The following is a 13435-nucleotide window of genomic DNA, read 5'->3' as shown; positions in this document are numbered from 1 at the left end:
CATTTACCCCAACCATTCCCACTTCAATTTCATCACAGAACAATCGCGCGGCTTCGCCATCACGGGTAAAGATGCAGGTGCCATTGCCGTATTCGTGATCGTTGATCAATTGCATGGCATGCTCGAGGCTGTCGACGCGTACGATGCACAGCACCGGCCCGAAAATCTCTTCTTTATAGATACGCATCTGTGGCGTCACGCGATCAAACAGGCAACCACCCATGAAGAAGCCCTGTTCGTGCCCGGCAACCTGAAGATTGCGACCGTCCACCACCAGGGTCGCGCCTGCCTGCACACCGTCCTCTATATAGCCGCCGACCTTGTCGCGATGCTGCCCTGTGACCAGTGGCCCCATATCCAGGCCACAGGTCGTGCCCGCACCGATCTTCAGGCTCTGGATTTGCGGAACCAGCTTGGCCACCAATGCATCGGCGATCTGATCCCCGACACACACCGCCACCGAAATAGCCATGCAACGCTCACCGCAGGATCCATAGGCTGCGCCCATCAGAGCACTCACGGCGTTGTCCAGGTCGGCATCAGGCATCAGCACCGCATGATTCTTCGCCCCGCCAAGCGCCTGAACGCGCTTGCCCCGCGCAGCGCCCTCTTTGTAGATGTAGTCGGCGATCGGGGTCGAGCCGACAAAGCTCAGCGCCTTGACCTCCGGCGCGTCGATCAGCGCATCGACCGCGACCTTGTCACCGTGAACCACGTTGAGCACACCCTTAGGCAGCCCGGCTTCATGCAGCAGCTCAGCAATCAACAGCGTAGAACTTGGATCACGCTCGGAGGGTTTGAGGATAAAGCAGTTGCCGCACGCAATAGCCAGCGGATACATCCACAACGGCACCATGGCCGGAAAGTTGAACGGGGTGATACCGGCAACGATACCCAGCGGCTGGAAGTCGGACCATGCGTCAATGTTCGGCCCGACGTTGCGGCTGTATTCACCCTTGAGCACTTCGGGCGCAGCACAGGCGTATTCCACATTTTCGATACCGCGCTTCAACTCGCCCGCCGCGTCCTCCAGGGTCTTGCCGTGTTCTTCACTGATCAATTGGGCAATGCGCGCCTCGTTCTGCTCGAGCAATTGCTTGAAACGGAACATCACCTGAGCGCGTTTGGCCGGCGGCGTGCTGCGCCATGCCGGAAACGCAGTCCTGGCCGAGTCGATAGCCCTCTGGACTGTTTCGCGACTGGCCAGCGACACCGTGTGAATAACCTGTCCGGTCGATGGGTTGAACACATCTGCGCTACGCCCCTCTTCAGAAACGAACTCGCCGTGGATCAGGTGTTGAATGCTGCTCATGGAAAACTCCGGGTAAAGGCAGCGGGCGTGAGTCAGCTCACACCCGATGCGATAAAGGCATGTATATAAGAAGAGAACCTGCCGGCGCGGTCAGTCGATCAGGCCCAGTGTTTCGCCAACCGCATCGAACAACCGATCCAGATCCTGTGCCTGACTGTTGAAGGTCGGGCCGAACTGCAACGTGTCACCACCGAAGCGCACATAGAACCCGGCTTTCCACAACTTCATGCCCGCCTCGAAAGGCCGCACGATGGCATCCCCGTCACGGGGCGCAATCTGGATAGCACCTGCCAGACCGTAATTACGGATATCCACCACGTTTTTTACGCCCTTGATACCATGCAACGCGCATTCAAAATGCGGGGCGATTTCTGCTGCCTGCTGCACCAGATTCTCACGCTGCAATAACTCCAGCGCCGCCAGACCGGCCGCACAGGCCACCGGGTGCGCCGAATAGGTATAGCCGTGAGGGAATTCGACGGCGTATTCAGGCGTAGGCTGGTTCATGAAGGTTTGATAGATCTCGCTGCTGGCGATTACCGCGCCCATTGGGATCGCACCATTGGTGATCTGTTTGGCGATGCACATCAGGTCAGGCGTTACGCCGAAACTGTCCGCACCAAACATCGAGCCTGTACGTCCGAAGCCGGTAATGACTTCGTCGAAGATCAGCAAAATGTTGTGCTGATCGCAAATCTCGCGCAGCCGCTTAAGGTAGCCCTGCGGCGGAACGATCACACCGGCAGAGCCCGCCATGGGTTCGACGATTACCGCTGCAATGTTCGACGCATCGTGCAGCTCGATCAACTTGAGCATCTCGTCAGCCAGCGCGATACCGCCTGCTTCGGGCATACCTTTCGAATACGCGTTGCTGGCCAGCAGGGTGTGCGGCAGGTGGTCGACATCCATCAACTGGCCGAACATCTTGCGGTTGCCATTCACTCCGCCCAGGCTGGTGCCCGCCACGTTGACGCCGTGGTACCCACGCGCGCGCCCGATCATCTTGGTCTTGGTCGCCTGCCCTTTCAGCCGCCAGTAGGCCCGCACCATCTTCACCGCTGTATCCGCGCACTCAGACCCGGAGTTGGTATAGAACACGTGATTGAGATGGCCGGGGGTCAGTTCGGTAATCTTTTCTGCCAGTTGGAACGAAAGAGGATGCCCGAACTGAAAGCCCGGCGAGTAATCCAGCACACCGAGCTGCCGTGAAACGGCGTCCCGAATTTCCTTGCGGGTGTGCCCGGCCCCGCATGTCCATAGACCGGAAAGCCCATCGTAGATCTTGCGACCCTTGTCGTCTGTCAGGTAGCTGCCATGCGCAGCCACGATCATCCGCGGGTCACGCTGGAAATTTCGATTCGCGGTGTAAGGCATCCAGTGGGCATCAAGCTTCAACTGGCTGGCTACAGGTACATCGGACGCTTCGAACATATTCATGGGAGCTGGCCTCTCAGGCGCAAAACGAATGGTCATTGCAGCCAAGGTGTCACGCGGCTAAAGTTCATAAAACCCGATTTTCATGATCTTTGGTTTGGTGACCACTAAACAATGAGTGTCCGTCGTTCCGATCCGGTGTCGCAGGTGAGCGATTTTGATATCCGCTTGCTGCGCATTTTCAAATGTGTCGTCGAGGCAGGTGGCTTTTCTGCCGCCGAAAGCGTGCTCGGCATTGGCCGGTCGGCGATCAGCCAGCAAATGAGCGATCTCGAGCAGCGTCTCGGCTTGCGCCTCTGTCAGCGAGGGCGAGCCGGCTTTTCACTGACTGACGAAGGGCGTGAGGTCTACCAATCGTCGTTGCAATTGCTCAGCGCACTGGAAAGCTTCAGGACAGAAGTCAACGGCCTGCATCAGAACCTGCGCGGCGAACTGAACATCGGCCTGACCGACAACCTGGTCACCCTCCCCCATATGCGCATCACCCATGCGCTTGCCCGGCTGAAAGAGCGCGGGCCGGGCGTGCATATCAATATCCGCATGATTGCCCCGGCCGAAGTCGAACGGGGCGTGCTGGATGGCGGCCTGCATGTCGGTGTGGTGCCACAGGCCAGCGCCTTGCCGGGCCTTGAATATCATCCTCTGTACAGCGAACGTTCGCTGCTGTACTGCGCGGTGGGCCACCCGCTCTTTTACGCAGACAATTCAGCGCTGGATAACCAACGCCTCGCACAGCAGGAGGCTATCGCCCCGACGTTTCGCCTGCCGAAAGATATTCAGGACCACTATCAGGCACTGACCTGCACCGCCAGCGCGTCAGACCGGGAAGGCATTGCTTTCCTTATTCTGACGGGGCGCTACATTGGTTATCTGCCCGATCATTACGCCAATGCCTGGGTGAAGGAAGGCAGGTTGCGCGCACTGAAACCGGACTCGAAGTTTTACGATCTCGATCTGGTGACCGTGACGCGCAAAGGCCGACGCCCTCATTTGGTGCTGGAAAGCTTTTTGGAAACACTTGCTGCTACCCGATGACACATCCCTGCCCGCTGCCAGTCCGCTCCAGCAGCCCTGAAGACTGAGTAGAAAACGCTATCAGACTGATAATCATTGAAATAGCAGGACTCAAATAAAAATAACCTGAGCAGATGGACAGCTTTTTGCAGTGATCCCGACCAACGACACGCCAGCACATGGCAGTTCCCCGTCCGAGACCTCGCCATGCAGCCTGAACCACTCGACAACGATGACCTGATCTACGGTCTGAATGATCGCCCTAAACCCTTAACTGCACTATTGGCAGCGTTTCAGCATGTCCTCGCCAGTTTTGTCGGGATCATCACTCCACCATTGATCATCGGATCGACACTTGGCCTTACCCAATACCTTCCCTACCTGATCAGCATGGCCTTGATGGTATCGGGCACCGGCACGTTCATTCAGGCGCGCCGCCCGTTTGGTATCGGCGCGGGAATGATCTGCCTGCAAGGCACCAGCTTCGCATTCCTGGGCGCGGTGTTGTCCGCAGGCTTTCTGGTCAAGCAGCGCGGCGGCAGTCCGGAGGACATCATGGCGATGATCTTCGGCGTGTGCTTTTTCGGTGCACTGGTGCAAATCGCGCTCAGTCGCTGCATCGGCCAGTTGCGACGTGTCATCACTCCGCTGGTGACCGGTATAGTCATTACGCTGATCGGTATAAGTCTGATCAAGGTAGGCGTGACTGATCTGGGCGGCGGCCTCAACGCACCTGACTTCGGCGCACCGTTGAATCTGGCGCTGGGCGCATTCGTTCTGGCCGTAATCATCGCCCTTAACCGTTCGGACACACCCTGGGTGCGCTTGTCCGCGATCATCATCGGTCTGGCGGTCGGCAGCCTGGCCGCCTGGTTCAGCGGCAAGCTGGTGCCGCAATCCATTCACGACCTGCCCCTGATCAGCATACCGGTGCCGTTCCGGTTCGGTTTCAATTTCGACTGGACCGCTTTCCTGCCTGTCGCGCTGATTTACCTGATCAGCAGCATCGAAACGGTCGGCGACCTCACGGCCAATTGCATGCTGGCGCGCCAGCCGATCAGCGGGCCGAGCTACGTGACGCGGCTGAAGGGCGGCGTACTTGGCGACGGTGTGAGCTGCATGATTGCCGCGACGTTCAGTGCCTTCCCCAACACCACTTTTGCGCAAAACAACGGCGTGATTCAGTTGACTGGCGTTGCCAGTCGCTACGTCGGGCTGTACATCGGCGCGGTGCTGTTTATCCTCGGGCTGTTCCCGCATATCGGTGCCATCGTCCAGCAAATCCCCAAACCGGTGCTCGGCGGCGCGACGCTGGTAATGTTCGGCAGCGTCGCGGCAGCCGGCGTGCGCATTCTCGCCCAGTCGCCACTGGACCGGCGCAGCATGCTGATCATCGCCACGTCACTGGGTGTCGGGCTGGGTATCGCGGCGCAGCCTGCACTGCTGCATCAAATGCCCAGGCTGGTGCAGAACCTGTTCGACTCGGCCATCACCAGCGGCGGCATTACGGCCATCGTCATGTGCCTGCTGATTCCGGAAGGCAAAGTCGCCGCGGCCCCGCATGACGCCATAGGGGAACCCGACCCCATCGAGCAATCACGATAGTTTTCTATAGTCGCGCCCGCACCGGCGCTTGCGAGATGTTCGCCGGTGCGCTATCTGTTCATCCGTCGCGCCCTACGACCTGTCCGGAATTGCCCATGACCCTTGAAGTCCCAGCACACAGCGCTCACATCACCAAGCCTGCAAGCCGTATTCGTCAGAAAAACGAAGAAACGATCATCCAGGCAGCCGAAGATGAATTTGCCCGCCACGGCTTCAAAGGCACCAGCATGAACACCATCGCGCTGAAAGCGGGGCTGCCAAAAGCCAATCTGCATTACTACTTCACCAACAAGCTTGGCCTGTACGTCGCAGTGCTGAGCAACATCATTGATTTGTGGGACAGCACCTTCAACCACCTCAGCGTCGACGATGATCCGGCAGAGGCACTGGCCCGCTACATTCGCGCCAAGATGGAATTTTCGCGCCGCCAGCCACAGGCTTCGCGAATATTCGCCATGGAAATCATCAGCGGTGGCGAATGCATGAGCGAGTATTTCAGCCAGGATTACCGCCTCTGGTTTCAAGGCCGTGCCGCCGTTTTTCAAGCCTGGATCGATGCCGGCAAGATGGACCCGGTCGACCCGGTGCACCTGATCTTCCTGCTGTGGGGCAGCACCCAGCACTATGCCGATTTTGCCTCGCAGATCTGTCGTGTAACGGGCCGCACCCGACTGACACGCCAGGACATGGACCAAGCCAGCGACAATCTGATCCGGATCATTCTCAAAGGTTGTGGGCTGACACCGCCAGCCTTGTAGAATCCGCACCTTGACGTCAGCTGGACACACGCATGCCTTTTACCCTTGTCGGCCCTTGCGAATTTCGTGAAGAAATCCGCAAGAGCCGCTTCATCACCCTGGCCGCTCCGATCGCCAGCCCGGCCGACGCCCAGGCGTTCATCGAGCAGCACAGCGACCTGAACGCCACTCACAATTGCTGGGCCTGGAAGCTGGGTGGTCAATATCGCAGCAACGATGACGGAGAACCGGGCGGTACCGCAGGCAGGCCGATCCTGGCAGCTATCGAGGCCCAGGAGTTCGATCAGGTCGTCGTGCTGGTAATCCGCTGGTATGGCGGCATTCAGTTGGGGACTGGTGGCCTGGCCCGTGCGTATGGCGGCGGTGCCAACAAATGCTTGCAGCAGGCCGAGCGCCTGCCGCTGATTCAGCGCTCTTCGTTCCACCTTGAATGCAGCTTCAGTGAGCTGGCACTGGTCAAGTTACGTCTGACGGAAGTGAGCGGCCTGCTGGAAAGTGAGAACTTCACTGCCAACGGCGTGCAGATGGCAATTGCCATAGGCCCGGAGCACGCCGATACCCTGCAACGCCAACTGGCTGATCTGAGTCGCGGCAGAATCCTTTTGCACAAGACGACAACAGAGTAGGCACCACGACCGCAATTGCCCACATCTACTGTGCATCCGGCTGTGGATAAGCTGAGCACACTCTACTGCGGGCCTTGCCGGACGGGCGTTTCAGGCGAATGATCGTTTTTTGAGCAATGGACTGACGTAGATCCATAAACGGTGCAAAAACAGTCTGTTAGCGCCCCTTAGCACCTTTGGATGCTAGCCATCGCTGCATTATTCTCCTCTGCCCCGCTTGCGCACAGTATCTGTGGAAGAACCTGTGGATAACAGGTGCAAGGGTCGCGCATCCATACACCGCACCGCGCTCGCCGCCAGCTGTACATTTTTTGTTCAAGTCAAAGAGCCACATTAGCCCTTCGCTTCTTCAGAGCGCCCTGAACTGGTGCTGAAATCGGGACGTTCGAGTCACATCAGCAGACACAAGTAACGGAAACGCCTTGCTCTGCCTTCATTTGGCTTATCGGAGGAGAATCCTGACCCCTTGGCCAGGATTTTGCTTTATCCACAAGCGACCCACTTCTGCCTCCGAGTTTTCCATGTCAAACCACGCGATACCTGCGCGTCTACAACTGCGCCACATCACTAAACGGTATCCCGGCTGTCTGGCCAACGACGCTGTCGATCTGACGATTCAGGCTGGCGAAATTCATGCCCTGCTGGGAGAAAACGGTGCTGGCAAAAGCACCTTGATGAAGATCATCTATGGCGTCACGCAGCCCGACGCCGGGTCGATCACCTGGCAAGGTCAGGCGCAGAAGATGCGCAATCCGGCTCAGGCCAGAGGCCTGGGAATCGGTATGGTGTTTCAGCATTTCTCGCTATTCGAAACCCTCAGCGTCGCGCAAAACATTGCCCTGGCGATGGGCGCAGCGGCCGGCACACCCAAGCAACTGGAGCCGCGCATCCGCGAGGTCTCACAACGCTACGGCATGGCGGTGGAGCCCCAGCGTCTGGTACACAGCCTGTCGATTGGCGAGCGGCAGAAAGTCGAAATCATTCGTTGCCTGATGCAGGACATCCGCTTGCTGATCCTCGACGAACCCACTTCGGTGCTCACGCCTCAGGAGGCCGAAGAGCTGTTCGTGACGCTCAGGCATCTGGCCCGGGAGGGCTGCAGCATTTTGTTTATCAGTCACAAGCTGGGCGAGGTTCGCGCCCTGTGTCACAGCGCAACGGTACTGCGCAATGGCAAGGTGTCCGGGCACTGCGTGCCGGCCGAATGCTCCGATCTGGAACTGGCGCGCTTGATGGTCGGTGATGCCGAGGGACTGACCGCGCAATACGACAAAGTCACCGGCAGTGAAGCTTTTCTGCGGATCGACAGATTGTCCTGGCATAACCCGGACCCGTTCGGTTGCTCGCTGAAAGACCTGAGTCTGGACGTACGCAGCGGCGAAATCGTCGGCATTGCAGGGGTGGCCGGGAATGGCCAGGATGAACTGCTTGCGCTGCTGAGTGGCGAACAGACACTGCCTGATGCCCAGGCGGCGACCCTGCGTTTTAAAGACACACCGGTAGGCAACCTGCGGCCCGACGCCCGGCGCAAACGCGGCCTGGCATTCGTCCCGGCCGAGCGCCTGGGGCATGGCGCCGTGCCGGAACTCAGCCTGGCCGACAACGCGCTGCTTACCGCCTTTCAGCAAGGGCTGGTGAGCAACGGTCTGATCCAGCGCGGCAAGGTTCGCGCACTGGCTGACGAAATAATCCGTCGCTTTGCGGTCAAGACGCCAGACGCACAAGCCCCGGCGCGCAGTCTGTCGGGTGGCAACCTGCAGAAATTCATTCTTGGCCGGGAAATCCTGCAAAAACCGAAACTGCTGATTGCTGCGCATCCGACCTGGGGTGTGGATGTCGGCGCGGCAGCGGCGATCCACCGGGCACTGATTGCCTTGCGTGATGCGGGGGCCGCCATTCTGGTGATTTCCGAAGACCTGGACGAATTGTTCCAGATCAGTGACCGACTCGCCGCCCTCAGCGGTGGTCAGCTTTCCGACCTGATCCCCACCGAACAGACCAGCACCGTACAAATCGGCGGCTGGATGGCGGGACAGTTCGATCATTCTCACACCCAGGCCCATGCGGCGGGTTAACGGAGCAAAAGATGCTGCTTTCCCTGGAACCGCGCGGCCAGCAATCGCGCGCCATGCTGTGGTGTTCCCCTTTACTGGCTGCCGTCCTGACACTGGTCTGCGGCTCGTTACTGTTCATCGGTCTGGGGTTAGACCCTTGGGTGACACTGCACACATTGCTGATCGCGCCAGTCAGCGACTGGTATGGACTGTCGGAACTGATGGTCAAGACCCTGCCGATCCTGCTCTGCGCGCTGGGTCTGGCGGTCGCCTATCAAGCGCGTATCTGGAACATCGGCGCGGAAGGCCAGTTGCTGCTCGGCGCATTGGCCGGCAGTGCCGTAGCGGTGAATATCATCGAGATGGAGAGTCGTTGGGCGCTGGTCATGGTGCTGCTGGCCGGTACCCTCGCCGGCGCTGCCTGGGCGGGCGTGACCGCCTGGCTGCGCACGCACTTCAACGCCAATGAAATTCTCACCAGCATCATGCTCAACTACATCGCCCTCAACTTGCTGCTGTACTTCGTCCACGGACCGCTCAAAGACCCGGCCGGCATGAACTTCCCGGAATCAGCGACCTTCGGCGATGCCAGTCGGCTACCGCTGTTGATGGACGATGGTCGCGCGCACATCGGGGTGTACTTCGCCCTGTTTGCGCTGGTCGCGGTCTGGGTGTTGCTGCAACGCAGCTTTGTCGGCTTTCAGATCAAGGTGCTGGGGCTCGACAAACGCGCTGCCGGCTTTGTCGGTTTTCGCGAGAAGCGACTGGTCTGGCTGGCGCTGTTGATCAGTGGCGCGCTGGCCGGGCTGGCGGGCGTGTCGGAAGTCACCGGGCCGATAGGCCAACTGGTGCCGCAGGTCTCGCCGGGTTACGGCTATGCCGCGATCACCGTGGCTTTTCTCGGACGTCTCAACCCTATCGGCATTCTGTTCTCCAGCCTGTTGATCGCCCTGCTGTATCTGGGAGGGGAAAGCGCCCAGATGACCCTGAACCTGCCCTTGGCAATCACGCAATTGTTTCAGGGGATGATGCTTTTCTTCCTGCTGGCCTGTGATGTGCTGATTCTCTACCGCCCACGCCTGAAACTGCACTGGGCCAAGCGCCAGATGACACCCGTCACAGGAGCCGCATGATGGATATCGACCTGCTCAGCAATATTTTCTACGCCATGGTCCGTTGCGGAACCCCTTTGCTGCTGGTGGCCCTGGGCGAACTGATCTGCGAAAAGAGCGGCGTCATCAACCTGGGTCAGGAAGGCATGATGCTGTTTGGCGCGGTGATCGGTTTCATCATCGCCTTGAATACCGGCAATTTGTGGCTGGGCGTACTGCTGGCGATGCTCGCGGGCATGCTGCTGTCGGCACTGTTTGCGTTGGTGGCACTGGTGTTCAACGCCAATCAGGTGGCGACCGGGCTGGCGCTGACCATCTTCGGCGTCGGACTTTCCAGCTTCGTCGGTGCCGCCTGGGTCGGCAAGCCGTTGAGCGGCTTCGAACCGGTTGCCATCCCCCTGCTCAGCGACATTCCGCTGATCGGCCGCATGCTGTTTGCCCAAGACCTGCTGGTCTACCTGTCCTTCGCCTTGTTCGCACTGGTCGCGTGGGCGCTGCTGAAGAGTCGCGTCGGGCTGATCATTCAGGCGGTTGGCGAAAACCCCGATGCAGCCAGCGCCATGGGCTTGCCGGTGTTGCGTGTGCGCACACTGGCAGTGCTGTTCGGCGGTGCCATGGCAGGCTTGGCCGGGGCTTACCTGTCACTGGCCTACACACCGATGTGGGCGGAAAACATGAGCGCCGGGCGCGGTTGGATTGCATTGGCTCTGGTGGTGTTCGCCAGCTGGCGTGTGTGGCGTCTGCTGCTCGGGGCCTACCTGTTCGGCCTGGCCAGCATCCTGCACCTGGTCGCACAAGGCATCGGGCTGGCCATACCGTCCAACCTGCTGGCGATGCTGCCTTATGTGGCCACCATCATCGTCCTCGTCCTGCTCTCCCGCGACGCCCTGCGCACCCGGCTGTATGCACCGGTTTCGCTCGGCCAGCCTTGGCGGGCGGGGCATTGAGGTTCAAGTTGCAAGGATGATTCACGTTCTGTGCTCGTGCGGTACACGTACCTGATGGGTTATCGTGCGACGCTCCGCGTCCGATCCTGAATGTGCGGCGCGGCGCAGATCTGTGACGCAAGGCATTCCGACGCTGGAACGTGCGAGACGATAGTCCCGACTATCGCGCCAACGCTCAGCCTCAGGCATCTACCTTGAACGTTTCCGGCTCACGAAGATTCCAACACGTTATGGGCAGGAGTACGCTACAAGGTCGAAACGTTCGAGAGGCCTTGCTGGCACTGCCATGGAGTCCGTCTCTCAATCTGCCAAGGAATCATTCATGACCACTACCAAAAAAACCGCCCTCATCATCGGTGCGTCGCGCGGCCTGGGCCTGGGCCTGGTACAGCGCTTGACCGAGCAGGGCTGGCAGGTCACCGCCACCGTTCGTGATCCGCAAAATGCCGAAAACCTCAAAGCTGTCGAAGGCGTGCGCATTGAAGCGGTCGATCTGGACGAAACTGCTTCGCTTGAAGTGCTGGTCCAGAAGTTGCGCGGTGAGGTGTTCGACGTGCTGTTCGTCAATGCCGGGATTACCGGAGCAGAACATCAAAGCGCTGCGAAGTCGACTGCTGCCGAGCTCGGGCAGTTGTTTCTGACCAACGCTGTCGCGCCGATTCGTCTGGCCGAGCGCTTCGTCGATCAACTTCGTCCAGGCACGGGCGTTCTGGCGTTCATGAGTTCGTGGCTGGGCAGCGTCATTTGCCCGGATGGCGCAAACCTTGCGCTGTACAAGGCCAGCAAGGCAGCACTCAATTCGATGACCAATACGTTTGTCACTGAACTGGGCGAGAACCGTCCGACCGTGCTGTCGATGCATCCGGGCTGGGTCAAGACCGACATGGGTGGCGAAAATGCTGCCATCGATGTCATGACCAGTACCACCGGGCTTGTTGAACAGCTCAATGCCTACGCCGGCAAAGGCGGCCATCACTTCATCGATTACCAGGGCAAGACGATTGCCTGGTAACCGGCCGCTCGACTAGAATCGCCGTCCTTCGCCGGGGCACACCTGCCCCCCGGCAACCCTGGATCAGCAGACAGGGCAACACTGAGCTGGCTAACCTGAACCTGTCTTTCAGAGGAGCCGGCCAATGCCTGCGATCCGTATCTGGTTGAAAAATCCCCTTGCTGTATTCACCGCCAATGACCTGGACGCCCGTGGCGGTCTGGTGATCGAAGGTGGCGTCATCACCGAAGTGCTGGCCGCCGGGCAGCTTCCGTCAACGCCCTGCACTCGGACATTCGATGCCCGTGAGCATGTGTTGCTGCCGGGGCTGATCAACACTCACCATCATTTCTATCAGACCCTCACGCGGGCCTGGGCACCGGTGGTCAATCAGCCGTTGTTCCCGTGGCTGAAAACCCTGTACCCGGTATGGGCGCGCCTGACCCCGGAGAAGCTTGCGGTCGCCAGCAAGGTGGCGTTGGCGGAACTGCTGCTGTCGGGTTGCACAACTGCCGCCGACCATCACTACCTGTTCCCCGACGGGCTGGAACACGCCATTGATGTTCAGGTGCAAGGCGTTCGTGAACTGGGTATGCGCGCGATGCTGACGCGCGGTTCGATGAGTCTTGGCGAAGCCGATGGAGGTTTGCCGCCACAGCAAACCGTGCAGCAGGGCGAGGTGATTCTGGCCGACAGCCAGCGCCTGATCGAGACCTGGCACGAGCGTGGCGAGGGAGCACAGATTCAAATCGCCTTGGCACCCTGCTCGCCGTTTTCAGTCACGCCGCAGATCATGACCGAGAGTGCAGCCATGGCAGAAAAGCTCGACGTGCGTCTGCACACGCACCTGGCCGAGACCCTCGACGAAGAAGACTTCTGCCTGCAACGTTTCGGCCTGCGCACCGTGGATTATCTGGACAGCGTCGGCTGGCTGGGTCCACGCACCTGGCTGGCACACGGCATCCATTTCAACCCGGATGAAATCGCCCGTCTCGGTGCAGCAGGTACGGGTGTCTGCCACTGCCCGAGTTCGAACATGCGCCTGGCCTCCGGCATCTGTCCAACGCTGGACCTGAGTGCTGCCGGTGTGCCACTGGGGCTCGGGGTCGACGGCTCGGCGTCCAACGATGCCTCGAACATGATCCTCGAAACCCGCCAGGCGCTTTATCTGCAACGCCTGCGCTATGGTGCGGAAAAAATCACCCCGCAGCGGGTACTGGGCTGGGCTACCAAAGGGTCCGCGCAATTGCTGGGACGCACCGACATCGGAGAACTGGCAGTGGGCAAACAGGCCGATCTGGCGCTGTTCAAGCTGGACGAACTGCGCTTCTCTGGCAGCCATGACCCACTGTCAGCGCTGTTGCTGTGTGGTGCAGACCGGGCGGATCGAGTGATGATTGCCGGCCAGTGGCGAGTCGTCGACGGACAGATCGAGGGGCTGGATATCAAGCAACTGATTGCCGATCACAGCCAGGCGGCGCGGGAATTGATTCAGGGCTGAAGGTGCGGAGCGAGTGTTGTATCTGCAACTATCGTGCGACGCTCGTTCAGGACGCTCTGCGTCCTCTTGGGACGCGGAGCG

General features: G+C 59.7%; 11 protein-coding genes (1 of these 11 only partly in view). 9 read left to right on the top strand and 2 right to left on the bottom strand.

Annotation, left to right across the window (positions count from 1 at the left end):
• On the bottom strand, positions 1–1312 hold the 5' portion of the coding sequence (locus MME58_RS03040) for a CoA-acylating methylmalonate-semialdehyde dehydrogenase (protein ID WP_055006978.1). Its footprint begins 182 nt before the window's first position; the window shows 1312 of its 1494 coding nt (coding positions 1–1312); its start codon is at positions 1310–1312; the stop codon falls past the left edge of the window.
• 90 nt (positions 1313–1402) lie between these two features.
• Positions 1403–2749: an omega-aminotransferase AptA gene (gene aptA / locus MME58_RS03035; RefSeq protein WP_055006979.1), complete on the bottom strand. Its 1347-nt coding sequence runs from the start codon at positions 2747–2749 to the stop codon at positions 1403–1405.
• Positions 2750–2860: 111 nt separating this feature from the next.
• On the opposite strand from aptA, the gene MME58_RS03030 reads away from it, so the two are divergent.
• The 9 genes from MME58_RS03030 (at position 2861) to MME58_RS02990 (ending at position 13354) form a co-directional block, all read left to right on the top strand.
• Positions 2861–3781 (top strand): LysR family transcriptional regulator, encoded by a 921-nt coding sequence (locus MME58_RS03030; RefSeq protein ID WP_054984053.1) that lies wholly within the window; start codon positions 2861–2863, stop codon positions 3779–3781.
• A gap of 186 nt (positions 3782–3967) precedes the next feature.
• Positions 3968–5365 carry a uracil-xanthine permease family protein gene (locus MME58_RS03025; RefSeq protein ID WP_055006980.1) on the top strand — a complete coding sequence of 466 codons (1398 nt, stop codon included), beginning with the start codon at positions 3968–3970 and terminating at the stop codon, positions 5363–5365.
• Positions 5366–5460: 95 nt separating this feature from the next.
• A complete protein-coding gene (locus MME58_RS03020; RefSeq protein ID WP_054984051.1) occupies positions 5461–6123 on the top strand; it encodes a TetR/AcrR family transcriptional regulator in 663 nt (220 codons plus the stop codon).
• A gap of 32 nt (positions 6124–6155) precedes the next feature.
• Entirely contained in the window at positions 6156–6749 is a 594-nt protein-coding gene (locus MME58_RS03015) for an IMPACT family protein (RefSeq protein ID WP_055006981.1), read from the top strand.
• A 521-nt stretch (positions 6750–7270) separates the two neighbouring features.
• Complete coding sequence (locus tag MME58_RS03010) at positions 7271–8824, top strand: ABC transporter ATP-binding protein (RefSeq protein WP_055006982.1); 1554 nt, start codon at positions 7271–7273, stop codon at positions 8822–8824.
• 11 nt (positions 8825–8835) lie between these two features.
• A complete protein-coding gene (locus MME58_RS03005) occupies positions 8836–9936 on the top strand; it encodes an ABC transporter permease (RefSeq protein ID WP_055006983.1) in 1101 nt (366 codons plus the stop codon).
• Positions 9936–10862, top strand: coding sequence for an ABC transporter permease (locus MME58_RS03000; protein WP_054984047.1), 927 nt, complete (start codon positions 9936–9938; stop codon positions 10860–10862). The genes MME58_RS03005 and MME58_RS03000 overlap by 1 nt, the downstream gene beginning before the upstream one ends.
• Positions 10863–11184: 322 nt before the next feature.
• Complete coding sequence (locus tag MME58_RS02995; protein WP_055006984.1) at positions 11185–11874, top strand: SDR family oxidoreductase; 690 nt, start codon at positions 11185–11187, stop codon at positions 11872–11874.
• 124 nt (positions 11875–11998) lie between these two features.
• Positions 11999–13354 (top strand): 8-oxoguanine deaminase, encoded by a 1356-nt coding sequence (locus MME58_RS02990; RefSeq protein WP_055006985.1) that lies wholly within the window; start codon positions 11999–12001, stop codon positions 13352–13354.
• The last annotated feature ends 81 nt before the right edge of the window (positions 13355–13435 follow it).

Origin of the sequence: Pseudomonas syringae pv. tagetis (assembly GCF_022557255.1) — a bacterium.
GTDB classification, from domain to species: Bacteria; Pseudomonadota; Gammaproteobacteria; order Pseudomonadales; family Pseudomonadaceae; genus Aquipseudomonas; species Aquipseudomonas caricapapayae.
This window is presented reverse-complemented; position numbering and strand designations above follow the sequence as displayed.

Excerpts from the sequence above, each read along its gene's own strand:
- aptA (WP_055006979.1), bottom strand. The coding sequence starts at position 2,749 with ATGAATATGTTCGAAGCGTCCGATGTACCTGTAGCCAGCCAGTTGAAG.
- MME58_RS03030 (WP_054984053.1), top strand. The coding sequence starts at position 2,861 with ATGAGTGTCCGTCGTTCCGATCCGGTGTCGCAGGTGAGCGATTTTGAT.
- MME58_RS03025 (WP_055006980.1), top strand. The coding sequence starts at position 3,968 with ATGCAGCCTGAACCACTCGACAACGATGACCTGATCTACGGTCTGAAT.
- MME58_RS03020 (WP_054984051.1), top strand. The coding sequence starts at position 5,461 with ATGACCCTTGAAGTCCCAGCACACAGCGCTCACATCACCAAGCCTGCA.
- MME58_RS03015 (WP_055006981.1), top strand. The coding sequence starts at position 6,156 with ATGCCTTTTACCCTTGTCGGCCCTTGCGAATTTCGTGAAGAAATCCGC.
- MME58_RS03010 (WP_055006982.1), top strand. The coding sequence starts at position 7,271 with ATGTCAAACCACGCGATACCTGCGCGTCTACAACTGCGCCACATCACT.
- MME58_RS03005 (WP_055006983.1), top strand. The coding sequence starts at position 8,836 with ATGCTGCTTTCCCTGGAACCGCGCGGCCAGCAATCGCGCGCCATGCTG.
- MME58_RS03000 (WP_054984047.1), top strand. The coding sequence starts at position 9,936 with ATGGATATCGACCTGCTCAGCAATATTTTCTACGCCATGGTCCGTTGC.
- MME58_RS02995 (WP_055006984.1), top strand. The coding sequence starts at position 11,185 with ATGACCACTACCAAAAAAACCGCCCTCATCATCGGTGCGTCGCGCGGC.
- MME58_RS02990 (WP_055006985.1), top strand. The coding sequence starts at position 11,999 with ATGCCTGCGATCCGTATCTGGTTGAAAAATCCCCTTGCTGTATTCACC.